Here is a 26,165-nt window from a genome sequence, read left to right on the forward strand (position 1 = left end):
CTGCGGAGGGCCGCGAAAACACCAACGGGAGGATGACATGACGCGATTGATAGCGGCGCTTTCCACAGTGCTGATTGGGGCCGTGCTCGCGGTGACGCCGGCTGCGGCCGCCGACAAGGTCGTGCTGATGCTGAACTGGTATGTCTATGGCGAGCACGCGCCGTTCTATTACGGCAAGGCCAAGGGCATTTACGCCGCCGAGAACATCGATCTCGAAATCCAGGAAGGCCGCGGCTCGGCCGCGACCACGCAGGCCGTCGCCGCCAAGACTGCCAATTTCGGCTATGTCGACGTGCCCACCATGATGCGCGCCGCCGTCAAGGGCGCGCCGGTGGTCGCGACCGGCGTGCTGCTCCAGACCAGCCCGATGTCGGCGATGGGGTTTGTCGAGAAGAACATCAGGAAGCCCGAGGACATCAAGGGCAAGACGGTGGCGATTACGCCGGCGGATTCCATGACGCAGATCTGGCCGCTGTTCCTGAAGAAGACCGGGCTGAAGGAAAGCGATTTCACCACCGTGGCCGGCGACGGTCAGACCAAGCTCAACGCTGTGATCAACGGTCAGGCCGACCTTTTGCTCGGTTACGTCATGGACCAGTCGATGAAGATCAAGGACGCCACCGGCAAGGATGTCTATCCGATCAAGTTCGCCGACTACGGCATCCACATGGTTTCGTCCGGCATCGTCGCCAACACCGATTACGTCAAGGCCAATGCCGATCTCGTAAAACGTTTCATGTCGGCCTCGACCAAGGCCGTCGAAGCCGCCGAGAAGGACCCGAAGGGAGCTGCGCAATCGATCCTCGACGCCAATCCGAAGGGCGGCAAGATCGATACGCTGACCCAAGGCTTCGAGCTGACCCTGCCGCTCTATCGCACCCCGGAGACCAAGGGCAAGCGCCCGTTCCAGGTGACCGATCAGAACATGACCGACAGCGTCAACCTGATGGTCGAGTATGGCGGCCTCGATGCCAAGGCCAAGGAAAATCCGAAGGCGTTCTACACCAACGACTATCTGCCGAAATAGGCAATTCTTGAATAGGACTCGGCTGAATGGACCCAGCGACCAAAATGTCAGGTGTCGACCAATCGGGCGCGCGTCTGCGTCTCGTCTCTGACCGCGCTGCCGGCGGCACGCCGGGGATTCAACTTTCCGGCGTGTCGAAAACCTATCGGTCGCGCGACGGCGACGTGCCGTCGCTGCGGCCGCTGGACTTCCATATCAACGCGGGCGAGTTCTTCGTCGTGGTCGGCCCCTCCGGCTGCGGCAAGTCCACGCTGTTGAAAATGATTTCCGGGCTCTTAGCGCCCTCAAGCGGTGAGATATTTGTCGAGGGCGAAGCGGTGACCAGACCGCACGGCAATGTCGGCATCGTGTTTCAGAACTCGCTGCTGCTCCCATGGCGCAACATACTTGCCAATGTGATGCTGCCGATCGATATGAAACGGCTGCCGCGCGACGAATATCTGCCGCGCGCGATGGAGCTGTTGAAGCTGGTCGGGCTCGAGAGCTTTGAGAAGAAGCTGCCCTGGCAACTGTCCGGCGGCATGCAGCAGCGGGCGTCGATCTGCCGGGCATTGGTGCATGATCCCAAGATCATGCTGATGGATGAGCCGTTCGGCGCGCTCGACGCCATGACGCGTGAGCGCATGAATGTCGAGCTGATGCGCATTCAGCGTGAAACCGGCAAAACCGTGCTGCTGATCACGCATTCGATTCCGGAAGCCGTGTTCCTGGCCGATCGCGTGCTGGTCATGACCGAGCGGCCCGGTGCCATCGCCGCGATCTATGACGTGCCGCTGCGGCGTCCGCGTTCGCTCGACGCCATGGCGGAGCCCGCCTTCACCGAACTGGTGCAGCGCATCCGCAAGCATTTCTTTACCCAAAGCGCGCTGGATTGAGGCAAGACACCATGCCGCCACGTCTAGCCGTGCGGGATATTTCATTGTTCGAGCGGCCCGTTCCGTTCGCAAAACCGTTCCGGTTCGGCTCGGTGGTGATCAACGCCTCGGCGCAGGCCTTCGTGCGCGCCGAGATCGAGGTCGAGGGCAAGGGCATTTCGGTCGGCGCCAGCGCGGAGCTGATGGCGTCGAAATGGTTCGACAAGCGCGCGCATCTGACGCCGCCGCAGACCGTCGAGGAATTACGCCGCTCGCTGACGATCGCGCGCGAACTTTATCTGGCGCGTTCCAGCTTCGACACGGCCTTCGGGAGCCACGCTGCCGTCATCGCCGCGCAGGTCGAGGCCTGCGCGAAACAGGATATCCCGCCGCTCGCCGCCGCCTTTGGGCCGGCTGAGATCGACAAGGCCATCCTGGATGCGCTGCTGCGGGCCGTGGGCGCGAATTTCTTCGACGGCATGGCGCAAAATGTCGCCGGGATGGACGCGCGCCTGTCGACTGATTTGCGCGATGATGACATCACGCAGTTTCTGAACCAGCGCCGGCGGCTCGAACGCGTCGCGATCCGGCACACCGTCGGGCTCGACGATCAGGTCGAGGGTGAGGGGGGCGTCGCCGACGCCAGGGAGAATAGCGGTGCCCGCTATTTCAAGCTCAAGCTCAACGGCGATCCCGAGGCGGATGCCGCGCGCCTGATTCGCATCGGGAAAGAACTCGCCACACTGCCGCATGACTATAGCGTCACGCTCGACGCCAACGAGCAATATGCCGATCTCGCTGCCTTAAGTACGCTGACTGATCGCCTCGACCGCGACAGCGCACTACAGCCGATTGCGGCAAAACTGCTGTACATCGAGCAACCGATGCCGCGCGATATCTTCAGGCAATCGCCGCTCGGCGCGCTTGCCCGCCGCGACTTTATCATTGACGAAGCCGACGACTCCTATGATGCGTTCCCGATGGCCCGCGCGCTCGGCTATCGCGGCATCTCCTCCAAGTCATGCAAGGGGATATACAAGTCGATCGTCAATGCAACGCGCGCCGCCACATGGAGCGCGGAGAGCGAGAAATTCTTTATCACCGGCGAGGACCTGACCTGTCAGGCCGGACTTGCCGTGCAGCAAGACCTGGCGCTTGGCGCCCTTATCGGCGTCACCCATGCCGAGCGCAACGGCCACCACTATGTCGATGGCTTTGGCGAGGCGCCGGCCGCCGAGGCGCAGGCTTATCTCGCAGCGCATCCCGATCTCTACGTCAGCGACAAGAACAACATCCGGCTGTTCATTCACGAGGGCGATCTGCTGACCGGATCGCTCAAAGCGCCGGGGTTTGCAACAAGCGTGCATCCGGACTGGTCGGCGTTGTCGCCGCTCGAGGAACCAAAAACAAAAATCCTGCAGGAGCAAACGATATGACGACGCAACGCCTTGGCGTGATCATGAACGGTGTCACCGGCCGCATGGGGCTCAACCAGCATCTGATCCGCTCCATCATCGCGATCCGCGATTCCGGCGGCGTGCTGCTACGCAATGGCGACCGCATGCTGCCGGATCCGATCCTGGTCGGCCGCGATGCCGACAAGGTCGAGCGTCTTGCCAAACGGTTCAATGTGGCGCGTTGGACCACCGAGCTTGACAAGGCGCTCACCGAGAAGAGCGATACGATCTTCTTCGATGCCGCGACCACGCAGGCGCGTCCGTCGCTGCTGACCAAAGCGATCAACGCCGGCAAACACGTCTATTGCGAAAAGCCGATCGCGACCAATCTCGAGGAGGCGGTGGCGGTCGTCAGGCTTGCCAATGCCAAAGGCGTCAAGCATGGCACGGTGCAGGACAAGCTATTCCTGCCGGGCTTGAAGAAGCTGGCGTTCCTGCGCGATTCTGGCTTCTTCGGCCGCATGCTGTCGGTGCGCGGCGAATTCGGATATTGGGTATTCGAGGGCGACTGGCAGGAAGCGCAGCGACCGTCATGGAATTATCGCAGCGAGGACGGCGGCGGCATCATTCTCGACATGGTCTGCCACTGGCGCTACGTGCTCGACAATCTGTTCGGCGAAGTCGAAAGCGTTAGCTGCCTCGGAACCACGGATATTCCGGCGCGTTGGGACGAGAAGGGCAAGCAATACGAGGCGACGGCGGATGATTCCGCCTACGTGACCTTCAGGCTCAAGGGCGGCGTGATCGCGCACATCAATATGTCCTGGGTGACGCGGGTTTATCGCGACGATCTCGTGACCTTCCAGGTCGACGGCACCCACGGCTCGGCGGTGGCGGGGCTCAGCGATTGCGTGATTCAGGCCCGCCAGGCGACGCCACGGCCGGTGTGGAATCCCGACGAGAAGCGCACGCACGATTTTTATGCCGACTGGCAGACGCTGCCGGAGAACACCGTCTACGACAACGGTTTCAAGGAGCAGTGGGAAATGTTCATTCGCCACGTCTGCGAGGACGCGCCGTATAAATACACGCTGCTGGAGGGCGCCAAGGGGGTGCAGCTAGCGGAATGCGCGCTGCAAAGCTGGCGCGAGCGGCGCTGGATCGACGTCGCTCCGATCAAGGTGTGAGGAGTCAGGACCATGAACAAGCCGGTTTTTCCCGTCTCGTCGCTGTCGCTGAAGTTGCCGAAGGCTGATCGCGGTATCGAGACCTATCGCCTCGCGGCATCGCGGACGTTTCCGTCGAAGCTCGAGGGCATGCTGAATCGCGTGGCGTTTTCCGCAGCCCATGTGGTGGCCGATCCGCTCGCCGACGTCGATCCATGGCTTGCCGCTGCTATCGACTGGGACAGGACGATTGCATTTCGCGAGCACGTCTGGGACCTCGGCCTGGGCGTCGCGGAGGCAATGGATACTGCGCAACGTGGCATGGGCCTGGACTGGCCGACTTCGCTGGAACTGATCCAGCGCTCGGTCAAGGCGGCGAAGGCGAGGGGCAATGCGCTGGTGTTTTCCGGCGCCGGCACCGATCATTTAGCTCCGGAGGAAGCCAAAAACCTCGACGACGTGATCCGTGCCTATGAGGAGCAGATCGCGGCGGTCGAAAAGGCCGGCGGGCGGATTATTTTGATGGCCTCGCGGGCGCTGGCACGGATCGGTCGCAACCGCGACGACTATGCCAAAGTTTACGATCGCGTGCTGTCGCAGGTGCGCGAGCCCGTCATCATCCACTGGCTCGGCGACATGTTCGATCCGGCGCTGGCGAACTACTGGGGCAGCGCAAATCTCGACGAAGCGATGGATGTCGCGGTCGGGGTCATCAATGCCAACGCCGCCAAAGTCGACGGCGTCAAGGTTTCGCTGCTCGACAAGCAGCGTGAGATCGATATGCGCCGCCGCCTCGATGAGAACGTCAACATGTATACCGGCGACGATTTCAATTATGCCGAACTGATCGCCGGCGACAGCCAAGGCTTTTCCCATGCGCTGCTCGGCATTTTCGATGCCATCGCGCCGGCGGCGTCCTATGCGCTGTCACGGCTCGCAGCCGGCGACGCGGCCGGTTTCCATGACGTGTTGGGGCCGACGGTGCCGCTGTCGCGTCATATATTCAAGGCGCCGACGAGGTTTTATAAGACCGGCATCGTGTTCATGGCCTATCTCAACGGTCATCAGGATCATTTCACCATGGTCGGCGGGCAGGAGAGCACGCGTTCGACCTTGCATCTCGCCGAACTGTTTCGCCTGGCGGACAAAGCGGGCTTGCTGGCCAATCCCGAGCTTGCCACGCGGCGCATGAAAGCCGTGCTTGCGCTGCGCGGCATTGAGGCGTGATGCGGGATTTCTCCGCCGATCATCGCTGGCTGTCGCTCAATACCGCAACCGTCCGCAAGCAGGGCGATCTCGCGCAAATTATCGAGGCCTGCGCGCGGCATGGCATCCGCGCCATCGATCCATGGCGCGACCAGGTCGCCGCCATTGGCCTCGACCGCGCGGTGCGTGCCGTGCGCGACGTCGGCCTCGAATTGTCGGGCTATTGCCGGGGCGGGATGTTTACCTCGGACGCGGCGCATCGGATCGAGGCGCGCGACGACAACCGCCGCGCCGTCGATGAGGCCAAGGCGCTGGGCGCGCCCTGCATCGTGCTGGTGGTTGGCGGGTTGCCGCAATATTCGCGGCCGGGAAGTGCGCCTTCAAAAAACATCCGGGAGGCGCGGACGCAGGTTGAGGACGCCATCGCCGAAATGATGGAGTATGCGCGAGCCGCACAGATGCCGTTGGCGATCGAGCCGTTGCATCCGGCCTACGCCGCCGATCGCGCCTGCGTGAACACGACCAGGCAGGCGCTCGACATTTGCGACAGCCTTGATCCCACGCGCACCGGCGCTCTGGGCGTCGCGCTCGACGTCTATCACATCTGGTGGGACCCGGAATTGCTGCCGCAGATTGCGCGCGCCGGAAAAGATCGCTTGCTGGCGTTTCATGTCTGCGACTGGCTGGTGCCGACTAAGGACATCCTCAACGATCGGGGTATGATGGGCGACGGGGTGATCGACATCAAATCGGTGCGCAGCGCGGTGGAAGCGCAAGGTTTTGCCGGTTATGCCGAGATCGAGATTTTTTCCAACGACTGGTGGGAGAAGCCGATGCATAAGGTCTTGCAGGCCTGCATCGAGCGGCATCGGTCGGTGGTTTAGGGCGAGCATTAATGCGGATGCTCGCTTCGAAGCGCATTGCGGCAGAACCACCACGTTCAAAGAATGCCCCCGAGGGGTACGATCCTTCAGAGGGCTGCCTTCATGGACGCTCTGCGTCAGATAAGAACTACTAGTTCTTCAAATAGCCAACGTAATAGATGCCGATCACGTTGCTGCTTGCATCGCGGATTGGTTCATAGCCAGTCACGTAACCCAGGATGTCGGCCTCTCCGAAATAGCTTTCGCCCTTCGCAATAGCCGCCATGGCTTTCCCCTTTGGGTCGAGAACGGTGCCTATCGCCCGCGACCCGTCATCCTTCTTAACGTTGGTTGCCACGCGGACGAACTCGTCGCCGCTCTTGACAAAGATCGTGGCCGTCCCACCCACTTCCTTCTGAACCTCGTCAACCAGCACGAAGTTGCTATTCATCTTGACCGCCCCAAAATGTAAGGCGGGGAGAGTCTTGCCGGCGACAGCCTCCTCCCCGTTGACACTGGGTGCACCCAGCTTCGCGGCCTTCGACTTGAGAAGTTGCATCGCGGCCTGGACATCCTCTGCAGGTCCGGCGAGCACTCGTGCGGGGACTTGAATCAAAAAATCGGCAGTGAAGGCCAGCAGCAACAGTGCGAGCATGGACTTCTTCATGGTTACCTCCCATTGGCCTCACAGCATCTCGATGCGAAGACTATCGGGCGAGGAGGCCCATTGTGGCGATTGTTGAAGCTCGGTAAGTGGACGCCCCTTTTCTCGTGCTTGTCAACGATTGTCGGTCGGTCAGGGGTGCTGCCGTGTTGATGTGATTCGTCCACAGCCCTAACTGATCGCGCACCGCACGCTCAAAAATCCGCGAAACCGGACGCGGCCGCCTCGCCGCGGCGGACCGCGCAGCGCATAATTTGGAAACCGCGCGAGGAATCGCGAAATCGCAATCGCGCCTTCGAGCCGCGCCAGCGCCATCCCGGCGCATTGATGCGCGCCGGTGGCGAAAGCGAGGTGGCGGTTCGGCGTGCGGCCGATGTCGAGCTTCTCCGGATCGGCAAATTGCTGGGGGTCGCGGTTCGCCGCGCCGATGCACAGCGTCACCGGTGTGCCCGCTGATATCGTGACGCCGCCGAGCTCGACGCGCTCCGTCGTCATGCGGTTGCCGAGCTGGTTCGAGCTTTCGAATCGCAGAATTTCCTCGACCGCGGTCTTGATCAGATCTGGATTTTCGATCAGCCGCTTTTTCTCGCCGGGATTTTCTGACAACGCCACCAGCCCGTTGCCGATCAGATTGGTGGTGGTCTCATGTCCGGCGTTGAGCAGGAAGATGCAATTGTGCAGCAATTCCTTTTCGGTCAATCGCTCGCCGTTATCCTCGCCCTCGATGAGGCGTGTCAGCACGTCGCGTTCGGGATTGCCGGGTTTGGCGCGTCGCCGCTCGACCAGGATTTCCAGGTAGGCGAGGAAATCCTTCACCGCCTTGTTGCCGTGGGCAAAGACTTCCGGACCGATCACCGGTTCGAGCGCCCCCAGGATCGCAAGCGACCAGTCCCGTAGCGGTTCACGCTCCTCCATGGGCACGTCGAGCAGATTGCCGATCACCTGAACGGGAATAGCGGATGCAAAATCCCCGATCAGCTCAAAGCTGCCTTTCGCGGCAATGTCATCGAGCAGCCGATTCACCAGAGCGATCAGATCAGGCTCCATCTCCGCGATCGCGCGCGGCGACAGCGCGCCCATAATCAGCCGCCGCACCCGGGTATGCGCCGGCGGATCGTTGAAGACGAGGCTGGTGGTGTGATGCTCGTAAAGCAGGGAATCACCGTACTTCGGCGCGAACTCTCGTCGCTTGTCGGAGCTGAAGAGCTTCGTATTCTTGTAGGCGCTGACAAGATCGTCATAGCGCGTCAGAAAGTAGGAGCCGTTGGGCAATAGCTTGACCGGCTCATGCTCCCGCAGCGTACGATAGGTCGGGTAGGGGTCGGCATAGAATTCCGGCGTCAGTTTCTCGATGTCGAAACTTGCCGCCAGCTCTCGCGCGTTCGCATTCATGCTGCCATACTCTTTGGTGCAGACCGATATGCTGTTTTTTCTCTTCCGAAAAGTGTGGCTCTGTCTACAGTCCCACCCCGAAATGCAGTCTCGGCTAGCCGACTGGAAATGACTATGCACGCCCGCACTGAAGCTCCTTCCGAAACCAGTCCCTCTTGGCCGGAGGATATCTTTGCGATTTTGCAGCGCTTCGATGTCCGCCAGGTGCCTTATGTGCCGGATGCCGGCCATTCGCAGCTGATCGAACGCGTGCTGGGCGCCTCCTCGATGCGCGCGGTCCCGCTGACGACGGAAGAAGAAGGCGTGGCGCTCCTGGCCGGCGCCTGGGCCGGTGGCCAGCGGGGCGTGCTGCTGATGCAGTCCAGCGGGGTCGGCAATTGCGTGAACATGCTGTCGCTGGCCCAGATCTTCCGCTTTCCGTTCCTGACGCTGGTCACGATGCGCGGCGAATGGGGTGAATTCAATCCCTGGCAGGTGCCGATGGGGTCGAGCACGGCGGGCGTATTTGAACTGTCCGGCATCAAGGTATTGCGGGCTAATCATCCGGAAGAGGTACGCGAGGTCGTCGAGGCCGCGGCGGGGCAGGCTTACAATGCCTGCACGCCAACCGCCGTTCTCTTGTCGCAGCGCCTGATCGGCGCCAAGGTTTTCACCAAATGAGCAAAGCAAACCTTCTGGAACGGCGCAGCGTCGTCGGCAGCCTTTTGGCGGAGCGCAAGGAGGCCGTCGTGGTCGGCGGGCTCGGCGCCTCGACCTACGATATCGCCGCCGCCGGCGATCATGATCGCAACTTCTATCTTTGGGGCGCCATGGGCGGCGCCGTCATGATCGGATTAGGCCTTGCGCTGGCGCAGCCTGATCTGCCGGTGGTGGTGATAACGGGCGATGGCGAAATGCTGATGGGAATGGGCAGTCTGGCGACCGTCGGCCTGCAAAAACCTGGGAATCTCACCATCGTGGTGCTTGATAATGAGGTCTACGGCGAGACCGGTGGGCAGGCGAGCCACACGGCGGGTACCGCCGATCTCGTCGGTATCGCCCGGGCCTGCGGGATTGCCGACGCCCGCGCGATTGCGACGATGACTGATATCGAAGGCTTTGCGCGGTCCATGCAGGACGTCTCAAGCGGGCCGCGCTTTGCCAGCATCAAGATCGCCAGCGCGAATCTCGAGCGCGTACTTTCCAGCCGCGACGGCACCTACATCGTGACCCGCATCCGCGGTGCCCTCGGGTTCGGTCCGATCTAAACCCACAGGCCGGGTGCGTCGCAACAACGCCTTGACATTGTGCGAAGGTGAGTGCTTACTCACAAAGATGAGTAGCTTGCGCATGACCAGCGACTTGCGGCGGCAACTGATCTTGGGCGCCGCCAGGCGCTGCTTTGCCCGCTACGGCTTCGCGGGCACCACCACCAAAAGCATCGCGGCGGCTGCCTCAATTTCGGAAGGGTTGCTGTTCAAGCACTTTCCGACCAAGTCGGCGCTGTATGCGGAAATACTAGCGGAAGAGTGTGAGGCGGATCCTGCGCTGCACCGGCTGCTGAAGCTGGAGCCGTCGACGAGGGCGCTGGTCGTGCTGATTCGCGAAATGGTCCGCCATTTCCTGCACGTCTCAGATGTTCCCGATCAGCAGGAAGCCCAGCGCCTCCGGCTGATGGTCACCAGCCACCTCGACGACGGAGAATTCGCTCGGCTGATTTACGAGAAAATCGGAGATTTGATAGGACCTGTATTTACCGCATCGCTGGAGCAGGCAGTGGCGGCAGGGGATGCATCACGGATTGGACGCGAGCCGCTGAACTTGTTCTGGTTTGCCCATCACACCGTGCTAATGGCGGCGCTGGCGCGGCTGCCGTCCGTTCCTTGCCTGTCCTATGCCAATGCCACCGACCTCGAACGACAGGTTTGCGAATTCATTCTCCGCGGAATTGGATTAAACGAAACCGCAGTTGCCTCCCATCTGGATCGCGAATTGTCGCCGGATCCGGGGCAGCCGGTAACTGCAGAAGGTGCTTAATATGAATATTGTGACCGAAGCCAATATCTCGGGCAAGCCGATCGCCGACAAGCCGCACAAGCGTCCGGTCCGGATGGTGCGCTGGTTCATCATCGTCGGGCTGTTGCTCGCGGTGCTGGTCGGCGGTTTGGTCGGCTTCAATGCCTTCCGCAGCAAGATGATCGCGCAGTTCTTCGCCAACAACAAACCGCCGCCGGCGAGCGTCAGCGTTGCGGAGGCGAAGTCGGAGGTGATTCCGAACCTCTTGACTGCGGTCGGAGATCTCGCCGCCGTGCATCAGGTGAATGTCACCACCGATGTCAGCGGGCGTATTACCGATATCCTTTTCACCGCCGGGTCCAGCGTGAAGGCTGGAAGTCCGCTGGTGCAATTGTTCGACGCGCCCGAGCAAGCCGATCTCGCAAGCTTCAAGGCACAGGCTACGGTGGCGCAGCTGTCGCTAGATCGCGCCAAGCAGCTTGCATCGCGTCAGTTCGGCCCGCAGGCCACCGTCGATCAGGCGCAGGCGGCGTACGACCAAGCCAATGCCGGCATCGCCAAGACCCAGGCGATCATTTCGCAGAAGCTCGTTCGCGCGCCGTTCGACGGCGAACTTGGCGTGCGTCGCGTGGAGGTCGGACAATTTCTGACCGCCGGCACGCAGATCGTGTCCTTGACCGATTTGTCGGAGCTCTATGCTAACTTCACGGTGACGGAAAAGGGTAGCGGACAGCTCAAGGTCGGACAGACCGTGCGCATTGCGGTTGACGCCTATCCTGGCCGTACCTTTGAGGGAAAGATCAGCACGATCGAACCGCAGATCGCGACCGATACGCGCAATATTCGCGTTCAGGCGACGATCACCAACCCCGACCACATCCTCAAACCGGGCATGTTCGCGACCACGACCGTGGTGCTGCCGGAGAAGCCACCGGTGGTCACCGTTCCGGAAACGGCTGTCGACTACACGCTGTACGGAGATTCGGTTTTCCTCGTTACCGAGAAGAAAGAGGACGGCGGCAAAACCAGTTTGACCGCCGTTCGCACGTTCGTGCAGACCGGCAACCGGGTCCACGGACGAGCCGAAATTCTGAGCGGGTTGAAGCCCGCCGATCGGGTGGTTGCCGTTGGCCAGCTCAAGCTGCAATCGGGGGCGGCAGTAACCATCTCCACCGACCCGGCCCCGCCGATTCCGGCGACCGCGCCGCGTTACTGACGATCGGAGCGCATTGCCATGGCTTGGACCGATATCTTCATCAAACGACCCGTGCTGTCGGTGGTCGTCAGTCTGCTGATTCTCCTGATCGGCTTCAGGGCCGCGACCAGTCTGCCGATCCGGCAGTATCCGAAGCTGTCGAATACGGTCGTTAACGTCACCACCGCTTATCCCGGTGCGTCGGCCGATATGATTCAGGGATTCATCACGACACCGATCGAGCAGGCCGTCGCGTCCGCCGAAGGCGTCGACTATATGACCTCGTCGTCGGTGCTGGGTACCAGCACCATCCAAGTCTACATCAAGCTGAATTTCGATCCCAACCAGGCGTTGACCGAAATCCTCGCCAAGGTGAACTCGGTCAAATATCTGATTCCAAAGGAATCGAACGATCCGGTCGTGACCAAAACGACCGGTCAGACTACGGCCGTGATGTATCTCGGCTTCTCCAGCGAAGTTTTGTCGGGATCGGCGATCTCAGACTATCTGACGCGTGTGGTTCAGCCGGTGCTTTCCACCGTCGAAGGCGTTGCTTCCGCCGATATTCTGGGCGGCCAGACGTTCGCGATGCGGCTCTGGCTCGATCCGGTGCGCATGGCGGGCCGCAACGTTTCGGCGGATGACGTCTCCGCGGCGATCAGGGCGAACAACTTTCAGGCCGCAGCCGGTCAGTCCAAGGGCTATTTCACCGTCTCCAACGTCTCGACCAATACCGATCTTAAAAATCTCGATCAGTTCAAGCGCATGATCGTCAAGTCCAAAGACGGCGGCTTTGTGCGAATGGAGGATATCGCCACCGTCGAACTCGCGGCGCAGAGCACTGATGCCAGCGTCGCCTTCAACGGCGAGCATGCAATCTTCATCGGCGTGCAGGCGACGCCGCAGGGCAACCCGTTGACGCTGGTCAAGGGCGTCCGCGCGCTGTTTCCGGAACTTGAACGCAATCTGCCGCCGTCGATGAAAATGAAGGTGGCTTACGATTCGACCAAATTCATTCAGTCGTCGATCGACGAGGTGCAGGCGACCCTCGGTGAAGCCGTCATCATTGTGGTCGTGGTGATCTTTCTGTTCCTGGCATCGTTCCGTTCGGTGATCATACCCGTGGTGACCATTCCACTGTCGCTGATCGGCGTCTGCAGCCTGATGCTATTGGCCGGATTCAGCTTCAACCTGCTGACGCTGCTGGCAATGGTCCTGGCGATCGGTCTCGTCGTCGACGATGCCATCGTGGTGGTGGAGAACATCCACCGGCATTTGGAGGAGGGCAAACCTCCGGTCCAGGCTGCGATGCAGGGCGCGCGCGAGATCGTCGGCCCCGTGATCTCCATGACCATCACGCTAGCGGCGGTGTATGCGCCGATCGGCTTCCTCGGCGGCCTCACCGGTTCGCTGTTTCGCGAATTCGCGTTCACGCTGGCCGGCTCGGTCATCGTTTCCGGCGTGATCGCCCTGACGCTTTCGCCGATGATGTGCTCGGTTTTCCTCAAGAACGCGGAAGAGGGACGGTTTGCAAGGATCGTCAACAGGGTCTTCGGCTCAATGACGCGCTGGTATGGCCGGCAGCTCGATCGTTCGCTCGACTATCGTCCCATCACGGGGCTGTTCGCGCTGGCGATCCTCGGGCTCGTTGGCTTCCTTTATATGAACACCGCGAAGGAACTCGCGCCTGAAGAAGATCAGGGCATCGTGTTCGCCGTGACCAAGGCGCCGAAATACGCCAACATCGATTACCTGGATTTTTACGGCGAGAAGCTCGACACCGCATTTCGCAGCTTCCCGGAAACGGATCTTCGCTTCGTCCTGAACGGCATCAACGGTGCGCAAAACGGCATTGCCGGCATGCTGCTCAAGCCATGGGACGAACGTCCCCGCTCGTCGATCGCGCTCAAGTCGCTGGTGCAGGCGGAGCTCAGCAAGATCGAAGGCGTTAATGCATTTGCGTTCAACCTGCCGCCGTTGCCAGGTGGTCCGGGAGGATTGCCGGTCCAGATGGTGATTAATTCAACCAGTGGATTTCAGTCAGTCTACGATCAAATGCTGAAACTGAAAGACGCTGCGCGCAACAGCGGACTGTTCATCGTCTCGGATAGCGATCTCGACTTCAACCAGCCGATCGTGCGGGTCAAGATCGACCGCTCGAAGGCGAGCGATCTCGGCATCACCATGGCGAGCCTCGGCAATACGCTGGCGACGCTGCTCGGCGGAAACTACGTAAACCGGTTTAACCTCGAAGGACGCTCGTATCAGGTGATTCCGCAGGTGCCGCGCGACAAGCGATTGTCGGCCGAGGCACTGGGCGGATATTACGTTGCGACGGCGACGGGCCAGCAGGTGCCGCTCTCGACCGTCGTGTCGATCGAGACCGCAACCGACCCGAACGCATTGACCCATTACAACCAGTTGAACTCCGCAACCTTCCAGGCGGTGCCGATGCCCGGCGTGACGGTTGGGCAGGCGGTCGACTTCCTCGAGGGCGAGGCCAAGAAACTGCCGGCCGGTTTCAGCCACGATTATCTCGCGGATTCCCGGCAATACGTGCAGGAAGGAAACCAACTCGCGATTACCTTCGCCTTTGCGCTGATCATCATCTTCCTGGTGCTGGCGGCGCAGTTCGAAAGTCTGCGCGATCCGCTGGTCATCATGATCAGCGTTCCGATGGCGATCGTCGGCGCGTTGATACCGCTGTTCTTCGGCGTCGCCACGATGAACATCTACACCCAGGTCGGATTGCTTACCCTGGTGGGCCTGATCAGCAAGCACGGCATCCTGATGGTCGAGTTCGCCAACGAGTTGCAGCTCAAGGAAGGTCTCGACAAACGCTCGGCGATCGAGATGGCGGCACGGGTCCGGCTTCGCCCGATCCTGATGACGACCGCGGCGATGGTCGCCGGCTTGCTGCCGCTTCTGACAGCCTCGGGGGCGGGTGCGGCGAGCCGGTTCTCGATCGGACTTGTGGTCGTCGCCGGCATGTCGATCGGCACCCTGTTCACGCTGTTCGTGCTGCCCGCAGTGTATGTGGCGATCGCCACCGATCACAGGGCGAAAGCTGAATCCCGGCGGACCAAGGAGATCGCAGATTTTGATCTAGCTTCAAAGGCGCTCAAGCCGACCTGAGCGGCGGTCGAATGTACCTTGCGCGGCAGCGGCATTGACGGCCGCGGTCGCTTTCTGCAGGCCGACGATGCGCCGGCTGGGCTTTCACCTGAGAAGGTTGCGCAACGGCGCCAGGGGCGTTCGCATGCAACTGGAATTACGGCATCGAGGGGGACACCGGACATGACGCGTGATTTTTCAGCCGGCAACTACCGTTTCATCCCGGCGGTGTTTCAGTATTCGAGCGGCGCCGCGGCCGATTCCGGCTTTGAGATCGAGCGCGTACGCTTCGATAGGCTGCTGCCGCTGGCAGAGGGTTTTGCGGAAGCCGCAACATACATCCGCGCGGCTGGACGGCCGCTGACCTCGTTCTGCGCCTGCGAGCTGCGCTTGCCGGCGGCCTTCACAGAGGACGGTTTTCGCAGGTTCAACGAGCATTATGTCAAGACGCTTGCGGAGTGGGGTATCTTCGACGGAACGACCAATCCGGTGGCGCGCAGCAACGTCTGTCCGGAGATCGACCCGCCGGCCGAGCCGTCATTTTTCGCATTCTCTTTCACGCGCCCCAGCCAAGCCACGACACCGACTTTCGTCATCGCCGGCAGCGCCGAATCGCGCGAAGGGAGCGGAAGCTATCCCGAGCGCATCGTGCGCTACCGCGACCTCAGTCCGGACGGATTGAAGGAAAAGGTCAGGTTCACGGTTGAGTCCATGGAACGCCGTCTCGGCGTGTTCGGGTTCGGCTGGAAGCACACGACGGGAGCACAAGCCTATTCGGTTCACGACTTCCATCCGGTTATCGTTGATGAACTGGTCCGCCGCGGCGCCGCACGATCCGGCCTGACCTGGCATTTCGCGCGCCCACCGGTGATCGATCTCGAATACGAGATGGATTGTCGCAGGGTTATGCGTGAGACGGTGATCTGAGAGCGTTTTCAAGCGAAGGGGAGACCGGTTCGCGTCAAGAAAACGCGGCAAACAAGAATCTAGACCCCCGTTTTCGATTCTATCGAAACGGAGAAGGCTTTGGAACGAGCGGAGACGTTAGCGCTCCCTTGGATCGAGCGCGTCGCGCAGGCCGTCGCCGACCAGATTGAACGACAGCACCACGAGAAAAATCGCGAGCCCCGGCCACAGCGCCATCCACGGCGCGTTGGTCAGGAAGCGTTGCGCGGAATTCAGCATGCTGCCCCAGGACGGCGCCGGCGGCTGCTGGCCGAGCCCGAGGAACGACAGCGCCGCCTCGGCGATAATCGCCGCCGCGATCGAAAGCGTGGCCTGCACCAACAGCGCCGGCATGATATTCGGCAGGATGTGGAATAGCGCGATGCGCCAGGGCGGGTTGCCCATGGCGCGCGCGGCCTCGACGTAATCCTCGACCTTGACGCTCATCACCTGACCGCGGGTCAGGCGCACGAAGATCGGCGTCGCTGAGATGCCGATGGCGATCATGGCGTTGCCGAGGCTGGGCCCCAAAAACGCCGCCAGCGCAATGGCGAGGATCAGGAACGGGCAGGCCAGCATGGCATCCGTGATCCGGCTGATCAGGGCGTCGATGAAGCCGCCGCGGTAGCCCGACAGCAGCCCGAACGGCACGCCGATGCCGAGCGCGATCCCGACCGAGATCGCGCCGGCCATCAGTGACGCGCGCGCGCCATAGATCACGCGCCCGAAGATGTCGCGGCCGAGGTCGTCGGTGCCGAACCAGTGCAGCGCCGAGGGCGGCTTGCGCACCAGGGTCCAGCTGGTCGCGATCGGATCGTAGGGCACGATCAGGGGTGCAAACACCGCGAGCACGATGAACGTCGCGATCACAACGATGCCGGCCACCGCGCCCTTGCGGTGAAACAGCCGGCGCAGCGCGCGCCGCGTCGGGCTTTCCAGCTCGTCGGCATGTACACCGGCAATCGGGATTGTGTTGAGTGCGGCGTCGGTCATGGCTTAAGCCCTCAGCCGTGGATTGACGAGGATATAAGCGATATCGGCGATCAGATTCAGCGTGATGTAGATCGTAGCCGTCACCAGCACGACACCTTGCACGACCGCATAATCGCGGTTGAACACGGCATCGACGATCAGCTTGCCGAAGCCTGGAATCGAAAAAATCTGCTCGGTCAGCACGGCGCCAGACAAGAGCGTACCGAGTTCGAGCGCGCCGAGCGTAATGATCGGCGTCAGGGCGTTGCGCATGGCGTGCTTGAGAATCACCGAGCGTTCGGAAAGGCCCTTGGCGCGGGCGGTGCGGACATAATCGCTTTCGAGCACCTGCAGCATGGCGCTGCGGGTATGCCGCATCAGGATCGCGGCGATGGCGTTGCCCAGCACGAAGGCGGGCATGATCGTGGAAGCGAGGCTCGCGCGCCAGTTTTCGGAAGGAGGCACGTAGCCCGACGCCGGCAGCCAGCCGAGTTCGATCGAGAACAGAAAGATCAGCATGATCCCGAGCCAGAAATTCGGCGTCGAGATTCCCCATAGCGCAAACAGGTTCGCGCCATAGTCCCACATGGTGCCCTTCTTCACCGCCGACACGATGCCAGCGGGAATGCCGATCAGAAAGGCGATCACGATCGCCATCGACGCCAGCTGCATCGTTACCGGCAATTTTTGCGCGATCAGCGCGCGCACCGGCACCTTGATGCGAAGCGACTCGCCGAAGTCGCCGGACAGCACACCCTTGACCCAGTAGACATACTGCACCGGAATCGGCTGATCGAGCCGGTATTGCTCGCGGATTTGCGCGATGACATCGGGATCGCGCTCCTCGCCGGCCATCACCAGCGCCGGATCGCCCGGCAGCAATTGCTGCAGCGAGAAGATCAGGATCGACACGAAGAACAGCGTCGGAATCAACTGCATCAGACGTCTGGTGAGGAAACTCAGCATGGTTTTCGTTTCCCGGGCGCAGCGCAGGGTGCAACGATGCGCTGCAGACCCGGGATCCTGCTTCGAGAGGTAGGTCCGGTAAGACAGGTGGATTCCGGATCAGCAGTGCACCGCCGGCGCGCTGCACTGCATCCGGGACACGCAACGGCGCTTGACTCAACCACCCTCACTTCAACTTCAGCCCAAGCACGCGCACCAGTCCGTCCGGCATCTGCTTGTAGCCCTCGAGCTTGGTGGTGTGTGCGATCAGTATCCTCCGGTGATAGATGTAGAGAAGCGGCTCCTCGTCGCGCGCGACTTTCGCCAGCTTTTCGTAGATCGCCTTGCGTTGCGCCAGATCGGTGACAAGGCGGGCGTCATCGAGTGCCTTGTCGGCGTCGTCGTTGGACCAGGCGCTGTAGTTCTGCGGCGCGCCGGTCTTCAGGAAGACGTAGGAATTGCCGTCGGGGTCGATCCGTCCGCTCCACGCCAGCATGAAAGCCTGGTATTCGCCGGCTTCAGCCTGTTTCAGCGACGTCGCGAATTCGGTAACCCTGATCTTCATGTCGAATCCGGCTTCCGCCGCCATCGACTGGATCACCTGCGCGACCGCTTCGGTTTCCGCACCCTTCGGCACCATGAAATCTACACTTACGGGCGCGGTGACGCCGGCTTCCTTCAGCAGTGCCTTGGCTTTGGCGACGTCACGCGGACGCACCGGGAAGGCTTTCTGGTAGTAGGGATGATCGGGATTGACCCACTGATTGCCGGGCTTGAATTCTCCGTTGAATACGACCTGATTGATCGCCTCGCGATCAATCGAAAGGTCGAGCGCCTGACGCACCTTGGCGGATTGGCTGAGCGGACCCTTGGCCTTGTCCTTGCCGACGTTGAGCGTGATACCCTGATAGCCGAGCTCGATCGCAGTCGACAGTTTGAGCCTCCGGTCCGACTGGACCTCCTTGAGGTCGGTCGCCAGCACGCGCTCGATCAGATCGAGGCCGCCGGACTTCAGATTGGCAAGGCGGACCGTTGCATCCACGAGCGGGAGATAGACGATGCGGTCGATATGGATATTATCCTTGTTCCAGTAGTCGGCAAATTTCTCGAACACGATGCGATCCTGCTGCACGCGCTCGACGAATTTGTAAGGGCCCGCGCAAACCGGCTTCAATCCGAACTTGTCGCCTGCTTCCTTCGCCGCCTTGGGGGAGACCATCATCCCGGCGCGATCGGTGAGCTGCGCGATCAGGGGTGAGAACGGCGTCTTCAGCACCAGCTTGATGGTCAGGGGATCGACGATGTCGATATGGTCGACCTGGGCCAGCTCCGGCTTGCGGAAAGAGGTCGGCAGCGTGAGGTGGCGATCGAGCGAGAATTTGGCAGCCTCGGCGTCAAACGGCTCGCCGTCGTGGAATTTCACGCCAGGCCGAAGCTTGATCGTGACCTCCTTGCCATCGGCGGATGTCTCGTGGGACAGCGCGAGCTGCGGCACGATGTTGATCTTTTCATCGATGTCGAACAGCTTGTCGCAAAACGAGGCGAACACGATGCGGCCGACATAGGTGCGCCCCAGTGTCGGATCGAGAATGTCCGGATCTTCGGCAAGGCCGATGCGCAGCGTGGTCTGGGCTTGAACGCCCGCTTCAAGCGATAGCAGCAACGCCGCCGCGGTCACCGCCAAACGAAGGATTTTCATTGGATGTCTCCATGTTTTGCAATTCATTTGAATCCCGGCGGCATTGCCCCGACTATATCAACCCCGGGCCGGGCGGCTACTTCCTTGCCTCCGCTGAAGGCCGCCACCAGTCGCTCCAGCGACGGTGAAAGGCTGTCGGCAGGAACGATGGCCTCGGCCTGCGGCAGTTCAGCCGTGCGATGGCATGCAGTGGCATGTCCAGCCGCATCAGCCAGCAATTGCGGCGGCTCCACGCGGCAGCGCTCGATCACGTAAGGGCAGCGCGTATGAAAGCGGCAGCCCGGCGGCGGATTGAGCGCGCTGGGCATCTCACCCTGCAACAGAATGCGGCTGCGCTTTGCCCGCGGTTTGGGCACCGGGATCGCCGACAGCAGCGCGCGGCTGCAAGGGTGACGGGGCGAGGCAAACAGCGCCTGCGCATCCGCGGTCTCGACGATGCCCCCGAGGTTCATCACCGCGACACGGTCGGCAATGTGTTTCACGACCGCAAGGTCATGCGAGACGAAGATATAGGCGAGGCCAAGCCGGTCCTGCAGATCGCGCAGCAGGTTCAGGATTTGCGACCGGATCGAGACATCCAGCGCCGACACCGGCTCGTCGCAGATGATGAGTTTTGGTTCGACCGCCAGTGCGCGAGCAATGGCGATGCGCTGGCGCTGGCCGCCGGAAAATTCGTGCGGGTAGCGGCGCGCGAAGCGCGGCTCCAGCCCGACCAGACGCAACAGTTCCTCGACGCGTTCGCGACGGCCGGAGGCCGGCACGAGATCATGCAGCCCGAGGGGCTCACTCAGGATCTGGCTGACAGTCATGCGCGGGTTGAGCGACGCATAAGGGTCCTGGAAGATGATCTGCGCGTCGCGGCGGAAGGCACGCAATTGGTTTGCGTCCAGCGCGAGCAGATCGCGCCCCTCGAAGCGGATGCGGCCGGCATCCGGCTCGATCAGCCGCAGCACCAGTCGGCTCACGGTCGATTTGCCGCAGCCGGATTCACCAACCAGCGCCAGCGTCTTGCCGGCATCGACGCTGAAGCTGACGCCGTCCACCGCCTTGATGAAGGCGGTGGGCCGGCCGAACAGCGAACGGTCGGCGACGAAATGCTTTACGAGATCTTCGACTTCGAGCAGGGCGGTCACGACACCAGCCTCTCCAGCGGGGCCTTGATGCAGCGCGACCAGTGGGTGGGGCTCAATGCCAGCATCGGCGGTGGCGCCGCGACGCAAGCTTCGCCGACGAACGGACAACGCGAGGCGAAGCGGCAACCGGATGGCGGCTTCGTCATGTTCGGAACCATGCCTTCGATGGTGGCAAGATGCGAAGCGCCGCGATCAAGCCGCGGGATCGAGCCGAGCAGGCCGACGGTGTAGGGATGCTGGGGTGATGCGAACAATTCATCGACCGGGGCGCGTTCGACGATCTCGCCGGCATACATCACCGCCACCTCGTCGCAGACCTCGGCGACTACGCCTAGATCGTGAGTAATCAGAATGATCGCCGCCCCGCTGGCCGCCTTCAGCTCGCGCATCAAATCCAGGATTTGCGCCTGCAAGGTGACGTCGAGCGCGGTGGTGGGTTCGTCGGCGATCAAGAGCATGGGATCGCAGGCCAGCGCCATCGCGATCATGACGCGCTGGCGCATGCCGCCCGAGAGCTTGTGCGGATATTCGTCGATGCGCCGTTCCGGCGAGGGGATGTGAACGCGGCGCAAGAGTTCGATGGCGCGCTCGCGCGCCTTGCGTCGCGACCCGCCGCGATGCCGCAGGATGGTCTCGGTGATCTGCTCGCCAATCGTGAAACTCGGATTGAGCGACGTCATCGGCTCCTGAAAAATCATCGCCAGGCGGTTGCCGCGGAGGTCCCGCAGGGTCTCGTCGGGCACATCAAGCAGATCTAAGCCGTCGAACCGGATCGAACCTGTGACGTCAGCGGTTTGTTTCGACAGCAGTCCCATGATGGCGAGCGAGGTCACGCTTTTGCCGCAGCCGGATTCGCCGACCAATCCGAGCGTTGCGCCGTTGGCGACGCTGAGATCGACGCGGTCGACCGCGTGCGTGGTACGGCCGTCGTCGCCGCGAAAGGTAACCCGCAAGCCTTCGATTTCGATCAACGGGCTTTCGGTCATCGTTCGCCCGCAATCGCCGCTTCGATCCCGGCGTCGATGGTCGCGCGATCGGTAATCCCGGCGGGGTTCATGCGAGTCGGGAGATACTTTCGGAAATGCACCCAGCGCTCGCGGCTCACCTGCTCGAGACGTTCGAGTTCGGTAAGCGGATCGTTGTGGTCGTCGACGCGCAGATCGAGCGCCGCCCATTCTTCGTCACCGTAGATCAGAAGTGCCGCCGATTGCTTGCCGCGCTTGTCTCCGCCAGCGGCTTCGCCGGCGCGCATCGCCGCGATCAGCCGCCGTGCGAACGGAAGCTTTTCGTTCGCGACGTAGGCCTTCGCGGTATCGTCCAGCACGCGGGCGCCCGCAAGCATGTTACCGGCGATCGAAAAGCCGCTGCCCTCGATATGCCCGCACCATTCGATGCATTCGCGCCCGGTATGCGAAGCGATGCCGCCGCTGGCGTCCATGATATGAAGTTGCCGGGCCTTGCGTCCCGGGTCCGCTGCAATCACGGTCTCAACCACGTCGTGCGCGCTGCGCCCTTCGCGCAGCAGCCTTACACCATCGATGCCGTAATAGGGATTGACCAGCGCCTGCGTCGCAATGGCGCCCATACCGGCGGCGATATGCGGCACGTGCGCGCCCGCCGCGAAGAATCGTGTCGCGACCGCTATCCCGAACTGGCCGGTTGAGTCGTCTCGGGCGATAATCGACCAGGTCATCTCAGCCCCTACCGTCCGGCGGCATAGCCCTGCATCCCGCGGGGATTGGCGGCGGCGCGCCGGCGGCGGCCGACCTTCGAGGCGGCGGTGAGACGGCCTTCCGACCAGTCGGGTCCGGTCTCGACGATATGACCGCGGCTCTTGAGCGTATCAACGGTCGCCTTCGGCACACGGTTCTCGACCACCAGCACGCCGGGCCGCGCCGTGCGCGGCCAGAACGAAATCGGGAAATGCTCGGAATGCCACGCCGGCGCGTCGATCGCTTCCTGCAGATTGAGCTTGGCATGAACGTGCCGCAGAAAGAATTGCGTGTTCCATTGATCCTGCTGATCGCCGCCCGGCGAGCCCCAGGCCAGATACGGCTCGCCATCGCGCAGCGCCATGGTCGGACTGAGCGTGGTGCGTGGCCGCTTGCCTGGCGCCAGTGCCGCGGGGTGATTTTCCTCAAGCCAGAACATCTGCGCGCGGCTGCCGAGGCAGAAGCCGAGCTCCGGAATCACCGGCGACGATTGCAGCCAGCCGCCGGACGGCGTCGCTGAAATCATGTTGCCGGCCTGGTCGATGATATCGAAATGCACGGTGTCGCCGCTCACCTCGCCGAACCGGCCGACCGTGGGTTCGCCGGCGCCCATCGCACCGACCGCCTCGCGCTGGCCTTCCTGCCGGCGCAGTTTTACAATCGAACCGAAACCTTCGACCGAGCCGGGGACGAAGTCGAGTGACGCTCTGTCCGAGATCAGCTTGCGGCGCGCGTCATTGTAGGCATCCGACAACAGCGTCGCGATTGGGATTTCGCTAAAGTGCGGATCGCCATAGAATTTTTCGCGGTCGGCAAAGGCGAGCTTGGCGCATTCGACCTGCAGATGAATGAACTCCGGGCCAGCGGGATCGAGCCCGTCGAGTTCGAATCCCTTCAGGAGCGCAAGCTGCTGCAGCATCACCGGACCCTGGCTCCAGACCCCGGGCTTGCAGACGGTGTAGCGGCCATAGTCGTAGGTCAGCGGCGCTTCGACGCTCGGCTGCCAGCGTGCCATGTCATCGGCGCGTAGCACGCCGCGATGCGGCGAGCCGCTGACGTCCATGATCTCCTGCGTGCGGCAGAACTTGTCGATCGCCTCGGCGACGAAGCCGTGCGACCAGGCTTTGCGCGCGCGCTCGATCTGCGCGACGCGATCAGAACCGGCGCTTTCGGCTTCCTTCAGGATGCGGGCATAGGTTTCTGAGAGCGTCTTGTTGGTGAAGAGCGTGCCGGGCTTTGGCACTTCGTTGTTCGGCAGATAGACCGCGGCCGATGTGCTCCAGTGCTTGCGGAACAGCTGTTCCACCGTCGCAATCGTGGCGGCGGCGCGCTCCACCAGCGGGTAGCCGTCGCGCGCATAGGCGATGGCCGGCTCGAGCACGTCGCGCAGCCGCAGCGTGCCGTAATCGCGCAGCAGCAGCATCCAGGATTCGAACGTGCCGGGAACGCAGGCGGCGAGCAGGCCCGTGCCGGGCACCATCTCCAGGCCTTCGCTGCGGTAATGCGCGATGGTTGCGCCCGACGGCGCGGGGCCCTGGCCGCAAATCACTTCGGTGCGGCCGCGTTTGGTGTCGTGCACGATGATCGGCACGTCGCCGCCGGGGCCGTTCAAATGCGGCTCCACGACCTGCAGCGTAAACGCGGTGGCGACACCGGCGTCGAATGCATTACCGCCTTTTTCCAACGTAGCCATCCCGATCGCGGTGGCGATCCAGTGGGTGGACGTCACGACCCCAAAAGTGCCTTCGATTTCCGGCCTGGTCGTGAACGGATCGGGATTGATGTTGCTCATGTGAATCCATCGTTGGGCTGTGGGCGGGCGCACTTGACCACAGCCAAGGCGGCCTGCCAACCGGCCCGCTGCAATGCCTCGCTCTCATTATCGTCATTATGCCGGCACAGTGGCATGGATGGGATTGTTGACGGCGTGGCAGGCGACGCCGTCGATCAATGCGGGGGTCTGCTTGCGGCAGAGGTCGAACGCCAGCGGGCAGCGCGGATTGAAGGCGCAGCCGGGCGGCGGGTCGATCGGGTTGGGGATTTCGCCCTTGACGGGAATCCGCTGGCGGCCGGACATCGAGAGATCGGGCACCGCGCCCAGCAGCATCTTCGTGTAGGGCATCCGCGGGCGGCTGAACAGTTCGCGCCCCTCGGCGATCTCGACGATGCGGCCGAGATACATCACGCCGATGCGGCTCGCCATGTGCCGGACCACGGCCAGGTTGTGGCTGATGAACAGGTAGGTCAGGCCGAACTTGTCCTGCAGGTCGCGCATCAGGTTCAGAATCTGCGCCTGCACGGAGACATCGAGCGCCGAGGTCGGCTCGTCGCAAACGATGAACTCGGCCTCAGAGGCCAGCGCCCGCGCGATCGCGATCCTTTGCCGCTGACCGCCGGAAAACTCGTGCGGATACTTCGCACCGTCATCGGCATGCAGGCCGACCAGATTCAACAATTCGCCGACCCGCGCCTGGATGTTGCGCTCGCCCTGGATCAGATCGAAGGCGCGGATAGGTTCGGCGACGATCCCATCGACCCGAAAGCGCGGATTGAGGCTCGCATAGGGGTCCTGGAAAATCATCTGAATGCGGCGACGCAGCCGCTGGCGCGTCTGCAACTGCCTGGGGTCGCTCATCGACACGCCATCGATGATCACTTCGCCCGAGGTCGGCGGCAACAGCCCAACCACCATCCGGGCCACGGTCGTCTTTCCCGAGCCGGATTCGCCGACCAGCGCAAAAGTCTCGCCCTTGGCGATGTCGAAGGTGACGCCGTCGACCGCTTTCAGAAACTCAAGGTGACCGCCTTCGAGCATCCGGTTGAGCCATGGCTTTGAGACGTCGAATACCCGGCGCAGATTTCTGACGTCGACAAAGGGCGCTGATGTCATGCCGCAGTATCCTTCGCGGCGGCGTCATAGAGATGGCAGGCGACGGCTTGTGTGCCGTGCTTGATCTGCTCAGGCCGTTCGATCCGGCAGCGATCGAACGCGAACGCACACCGCGGATTGAACGAGCAGCCCGGCGGGATCGCAGAAAGCCGCGGCATCGAGCCGGGAATCTGCACCAGACGCGCGGCGTCGCCGGAGAGCGTCGGGATCGCGCCCATCAAACCCTTGGCATATGGATGCAGCGGGTTCTGCACGACGTCCAGCACCGGGCCGATTTCGGCGATACGCCCGGAATACATCACCGCGACGCGGTCGGAGGTTTCGGCGATCACGCCCATGTCGTGGGTTACGAGCATCACGGCGGTGCCGTGGTCGCGTCCAAGGCGCTTGATCAGCGAGATGATCTGCGCCTGCACGGAAACGTCGAGCGCCGTGGTCGGCTCGTCCGCGATGATCAATTCGGGCTCGGCGCAAATCGCCAGCGCGATCACGACGCGCTGGCGCATGCCGCCGGAAAATTCATGCGGATAGGCATCGACGCGCTTTTCGGGCGCGGGAATGCCGACCTCGGCCAACAGATCGACGGCGCGCCTGCGCGCAGCCGATTCGGTGAGATTGAGATGGGTTTTGATGGTTTCGACCAACTGATCGCCGATCCGGTATAGTGGATTGAGGCTGGTGAGCGGGTCCTGAAAAATCATCCCGATCCGCTTGCCCCGGATCCGGCGCATTTTTTCCGGCGGCAGATTGTCGATCCGCATGCCCGACAGATAGATCTCGCCACCGGCAATGCGGCCGGGCGGATCGATCAGGCCGATCACCGCCAGGCCTGTGAGGGATTTTCCGGCCCCGGATTCGCCGACCACGCCGAGCACTTCTCCCTTGGAGATGTCGAAGGAAATCCCGTCGATGGCGCGCAGCGTGCTGCGGCGGGTAACGAACTCCACTTGAAGATTGCGTACTGAGAGAACGGGTTCGGTCATGCGGTCCGTCTGG

At 62.2% G+C, this 26,165-nt stretch carries 23 protein-coding genes; 12 read left to right on the forward strand and 11 right to left on the reverse strand.

Annotation, left to right across the window (positions count from 1 at the left end; translation table 11 throughout):
* Positions 1-37: 37 nt before the first annotated feature.
* The 6 genes from N554_RS0131790 to N554_RS0131815 are packed head-to-tail and all read left to right on the forward strand — an operon-like array spanning position 38 to position 6,534.
* Positions 38-1,027: an ABC transporter substrate-binding protein gene (locus N554_RS0131790; RefSeq protein WP_029587125.1), complete on the forward strand. Its 990-nt coding sequence runs from the start codon at positions 38-40 to the stop codon at positions 1,025-1,027.
* A gap of 26 nt (positions 1,028-1,053) precedes the next feature.
* Positions 1,054-1,902: an ABC transporter ATP-binding protein gene (locus N554_RS0131795; protein ID WP_029587126.1), complete on the forward strand. Its 849-nt coding sequence runs from the start codon at positions 1,054-1,056 to the stop codon at positions 1,900-1,902.
* 11 nt (positions 1,903-1,913) lie between these two features.
* A complete protein-coding gene (locus tag N554_RS0131800) occupies positions 1,914-3,317 on the forward strand; it encodes an enolase-like domain-containing protein (RefSeq protein ID WP_029587127.1) in 1,404 nt (467 codons plus the stop codon).
* The gene (locus N554_RS0131805; RefSeq protein WP_029587128.1) at positions 3,314-4,465 is read left to right on the forward strand and encodes a Gfo/Idh/MocA family protein; all 1,152 of its coding nucleotides are present in this window, start codon (positions 3,314-3,316) and stop codon (positions 4,463-4,465) included. Before N554_RS0131800 ends, N554_RS0131805 begins: the two co-directional genes overlap by 4 nt.
* A 12-nt stretch (positions 4,466-4,477) precedes the next feature.
* On the forward strand, positions 4,478-5,671 hold the full coding sequence (locus N554_RS0131810; protein ID WP_029587129.1) for a dihydrodipicolinate synthase family protein: 1,194 nt from the start codon (positions 4,478-4,480) through the stop codon (positions 5,669-5,671).
* Positions 5,671-6,534: a sugar phosphate isomerase/epimerase family protein gene (locus N554_RS0131815; protein WP_029587130.1), complete on the forward strand. Its 864-nt coding sequence runs from the start codon at positions 5,671-5,673 to the stop codon at positions 6,532-6,534. Before N554_RS0131810 ends, N554_RS0131815 begins: the two co-directional genes overlap by 1 nt.
* Positions 6,535-6,664: 130 nt before the next feature.
* Here the strand turns inward: N554_RS0131815 and N554_RS0131820 are convergent, their stop codons facing one another.
* Positions 6,665-7,180, reverse strand: coding sequence for a Cache 3/Cache 2 fusion domain-containing protein (locus N554_RS0131820; protein WP_029587131.1), 516 nt, complete (start codon positions 7,178-7,180; stop codon positions 6,665-6,667).
* A 168-nt stretch (positions 7,181-7,348) separates the two neighbouring features.
* Positions 7,349-8,569 (reverse strand): cytochrome P450, encoded by a 1,221-nt coding sequence (locus N554_RS0131825; RefSeq protein ID WP_029587132.1) that lies wholly within the window; start codon positions 8,567-8,569, stop codon positions 7,349-7,351.
* A 114-nt stretch (positions 8,570-8,683) separates the two neighbouring features.
* On the opposite strand from N554_RS0131825, the gene N554_RS0131830 reads away from it, so the two are divergent.
* The 6 genes from N554_RS0131830 to N554_RS0131855 all read left to right on the forward strand — a co-directional run bounded on the left by N554_RS0131830 (position 8,684) and on the right by N554_RS0131855 (position 15,800).
* The gene (locus N554_RS0131830) at positions 8,684-9,229 is read left to right on the forward strand and encodes a thiamine pyrophosphate-binding protein (RefSeq protein WP_029587133.1); all 546 of its coding nucleotides are present in this window, start codon (positions 8,684-8,686) and stop codon (positions 9,227-9,229) included.
* Complete coding sequence (locus tag N554_RS0131835) at positions 9,226-9,816, forward strand: thiamine pyrophosphate-dependent enzyme (RefSeq protein ID WP_029587134.1); 591 nt, start codon at positions 9,226-9,228, stop codon at positions 9,814-9,816. The genes N554_RS0131830 and N554_RS0131835 overlap by 4 nt, the downstream gene beginning before the upstream one ends.
* 67 nt (positions 9,817-9,883) lie before the next feature.
* The gene (locus tag N554_RS0131840) at positions 9,884-10,585 is read left to right on the forward strand and encodes a TetR/AcrR family transcriptional regulator (RefSeq protein ID WP_029587135.1); all 702 of its coding nucleotides are present in this window, start codon (positions 9,884-9,886) and stop codon (positions 10,583-10,585) included.
* Between the two features lies 1 nt (position 10,586).
* Positions 10,587-11,780 carry an efflux RND transporter periplasmic adaptor subunit gene (locus tag N554_RS0131845; RefSeq protein WP_029587136.1) on the forward strand — a complete coding sequence of 398 codons (1,194 nt, stop codon included), beginning with the start codon at positions 10,587-10,589 and terminating at the stop codon, positions 11,778-11,780.
* Positions 11,781-11,798: 18 nt separating this feature from the next.
* Complete coding sequence (locus N554_RS0131850) at positions 11,799-14,894, forward strand: MexW/MexI family multidrug efflux RND transporter permease subunit (protein ID WP_029587137.1); 3,096 nt, start codon at positions 11,799-11,801, stop codon at positions 14,892-14,894.
* A 162-nt stretch (positions 14,895-15,056) separates the two neighbouring features.
* On the forward strand, positions 15,057-15,800 hold the full coding sequence (locus N554_RS0131855) for a 2-amino-5-chloromuconate deaminase CnbZ (RefSeq protein WP_029587138.1): 744 nt from the start codon (positions 15,057-15,059) through the stop codon (positions 15,798-15,800).
* A gap of 117 nt (positions 15,801-15,917) precedes the next feature.
* On the opposite strand, the gene N554_RS0131860 is transcribed toward N554_RS0131855, so the two are convergent.
* The 9 genes from N554_RS0131860 to N554_RS0131900 all read right to left on the reverse strand — a co-directional run bounded on the left by N554_RS0131860 (position 15,918) and on the right by N554_RS0131900 (position 26,152).
* Complete coding sequence (locus tag N554_RS0131860) at positions 15,918-16,811, reverse strand: ABC transporter permease (protein WP_029587139.1); 894 nt, start codon at positions 16,809-16,811, stop codon at positions 15,918-15,920.
* Between the two features lie 3 nt (positions 16,812-16,814).
* On the reverse strand, positions 16,815-17,756 hold the full coding sequence (locus N554_RS0131865) for an ABC transporter permease (protein ID WP_029587140.1): 942 nt from the start codon (positions 17,754-17,756) through the stop codon (positions 16,815-16,817).
* A gap of 166 nt (positions 17,757-17,922) precedes the next feature.
* Positions 17,923-19,434: an ABC transporter substrate-binding protein gene (locus N554_RS0131870; RefSeq protein WP_029587141.1), complete on the reverse strand. Its 1,512-nt coding sequence runs from the start codon at positions 19,432-19,434 to the stop codon at positions 17,923-17,925.
* Between the two features lie 23 nt (positions 19,435-19,457).
* Entirely contained in the window at positions 19,458-20,567 is a 1,110-nt protein-coding gene (locus N554_RS0131875) for an ABC transporter ATP-binding protein (RefSeq protein ID WP_029587142.1), read from the reverse strand.
* The gene (locus N554_RS0131880) at positions 20,564-21,553 is read right to left on the reverse strand and encodes an ABC transporter ATP-binding protein (RefSeq protein WP_029587143.1); all 990 of its coding nucleotides are present in this window, start codon (positions 21,551-21,553) and stop codon (positions 20,564-20,566) included. The genes N554_RS0131875 and N554_RS0131880 overlap by 4 nt, the downstream gene beginning before the upstream one ends.
* Positions 21,550-22,260 carry a DUF1028 domain-containing protein gene (locus N554_RS0131885; RefSeq protein ID WP_029587144.1) on the reverse strand — a complete coding sequence of 237 codons (711 nt, stop codon included), beginning with the start codon at positions 22,258-22,260 and terminating at the stop codon, positions 21,550-21,552. Before N554_RS0131885 ends, N554_RS0131880 begins: the two co-directional genes overlap by 4 nt.
* 8 nt (positions 22,261-22,268) lie before the next feature.
* The gene (locus N554_RS0131890; protein WP_029587145.1) at positions 22,269-24,071 is read right to left on the reverse strand and encodes a gamma-glutamyltransferase family protein; all 1,803 of its coding nucleotides are present in this window, start codon (positions 24,069-24,071) and stop codon (positions 22,269-22,271) included.
* Between the two features lie 96 nt (positions 24,072-24,167).
* Positions 24,168-25,169: an ABC transporter ATP-binding protein gene (locus N554_RS0131895; RefSeq protein WP_029587146.1), complete on the reverse strand. Its 1,002-nt coding sequence runs from the start codon at positions 25,167-25,169 to the stop codon at positions 24,168-24,170.
* Positions 25,166-26,152, reverse strand: a complete 987-nt coding sequence (locus N554_RS0131900; protein WP_029587147.1) for an ABC transporter ATP-binding protein — start codon at positions 26,150-26,152, stop codon at positions 25,166-25,168. Before N554_RS0131900 ends, N554_RS0131895 begins: the two co-directional genes overlap by 4 nt.
* Positions 26,153-26,165: the final 13 nt, after the last annotated feature.

Source organism: Bradyrhizobium sp. URHD0069 (assembly GCF_000701345.1).
Lineage (GTDB): Bacteria > Pseudomonadota > Alphaproteobacteria > Rhizobiales > Xanthobacteraceae > Bradyrhizobium.

What these genes read in the sequence shown, in the direction of transcription:
- N554_RS0131790 (WP_029587125.1), top strand. Translation starts at nt 38, where the DNA reads ATGACGCGATTGATAGCGGCGCTTTCCACAGTGCTGATTGGGGCCGTG.
- N554_RS0131795 (WP_029587126.1), top strand. Translation starts at nt 1,054, where the DNA reads ATGGACCCAGCGACCAAAATGTCAGGTGTCGACCAATCGGGCGCGCGT.
- N554_RS0131800 (WP_029587127.1), top strand. Translation starts at nt 1,914, where the DNA reads ATGCCGCCACGTCTAGCCGTGCGGGATATTTCATTGTTCGAGCGGCCC.
- N554_RS0131805 (WP_029587128.1), top strand. Translation starts at nt 3,314, where the DNA reads ATGACGACGCAACGCCTTGGCGTGATCATGAACGGTGTCACCGGCCGC.
- N554_RS0131810 (WP_029587129.1), top strand. Translation starts at nt 4,478, where the DNA reads ATGAACAAGCCGGTTTTTCCCGTCTCGTCGCTGTCGCTGAAGTTGCCG.
- N554_RS0131815 (WP_029587130.1), top strand. Translation starts at nt 5,671, where the DNA reads ATGCGGGATTTCTCCGCCGATCATCGCTGGCTGTCGCTCAATACCGCA.
- N554_RS0131820 (WP_029587131.1), bottom strand. Translation starts at nt 7,180, where the DNA reads ATGAAGAAGTCCATGCTCGCACTGTTGCTGCTGGCCTTCACTGCCGAT.
- N554_RS0131825 (WP_029587132.1), bottom strand. Translation starts at nt 8,569, where the DNA reads ATGAATGCGAACGCGCGAGAGCTGGCGGCAAGTTTCGACATCGAGAAA.
- N554_RS0131830 (WP_029587133.1), top strand. Translation starts at nt 8,684, where the DNA reads ATGCACGCCCGCACTGAAGCTCCTTCCGAAACCAGTCCCTCTTGGCCG.
- N554_RS0131835 (WP_029587134.1), top strand. Translation starts at nt 9,226, where the DNA reads ATGAGCAAAGCAAACCTTCTGGAACGGCGCAGCGTCGTCGGCAGCCTT.
- N554_RS0131840 (WP_029587135.1), top strand. Translation starts at nt 9,884, where the DNA reads ATGAGTAGCTTGCGCATGACCAGCGACTTGCGGCGGCAACTGATCTTG.
- N554_RS0131845 (WP_029587136.1), top strand. Translation starts at nt 10,587, where the DNA reads ATGAATATTGTGACCGAAGCCAATATCTCGGGCAAGCCGATCGCCGAC.
- N554_RS0131850 (WP_029587137.1), top strand. Translation starts at nt 11,799, where the DNA reads ATGGCTTGGACCGATATCTTCATCAAACGACCCGTGCTGTCGGTGGTC.
- N554_RS0131855 (WP_029587138.1), top strand. Translation starts at nt 15,057, where the DNA reads ATGACGCGTGATTTTTCAGCCGGCAACTACCGTTTCATCCCGGCGGTG.
- N554_RS0131860 (WP_029587139.1), bottom strand. Translation starts at nt 16,811, where the DNA reads ATGACCGACGCCGCACTCAACACAATCCCGATTGCCGGTGTACATGCC.
- N554_RS0131865 (WP_029587140.1), bottom strand. Translation starts at nt 17,756, where the DNA reads ATGCTGAGTTTCCTCACCAGACGTCTGATGCAGTTGATTCCGACGCTG.
- N554_RS0131870 (WP_029587141.1), bottom strand. Translation starts at nt 19,434, where the DNA reads ATGAAAATCCTTCGTTTGGCGGTGACCGCGGCGGCGTTGCTGCTATCG.
- N554_RS0131880 (WP_029587143.1), bottom strand. Translation starts at nt 21,553, where the DNA reads ATGACCGAAAGCCCGTTGATCGAAATCGAAGGCTTGCGGGTTACCTTT.
- N554_RS0131885 (WP_029587144.1), bottom strand. Translation starts at nt 22,260, where the DNA reads ATGACCTGGTCGATTATCGCCCGAGACGACTCAACCGGCCAGTTCGGG.
- N554_RS0131890 (WP_029587145.1), bottom strand. Translation starts at nt 24,071, where the DNA reads ATGAGCAACATCAATCCCGATCCGTTCACGACCAGGCCGGAAATCGAA.
- N554_RS0131895 (WP_029587146.1), bottom strand. Translation starts at nt 25,169, where the DNA reads ATGACATCAGCGCCCTTTGTCGACGTCAGAAATCTGCGCCGGGTATTC.
- N554_RS0131900 (WP_029587147.1), bottom strand. Translation starts at nt 26,152, where the DNA reads ATGACCGAACCCGTTCTCTCAGTACGCAATCTTCAAGTGGAGTTCGTT.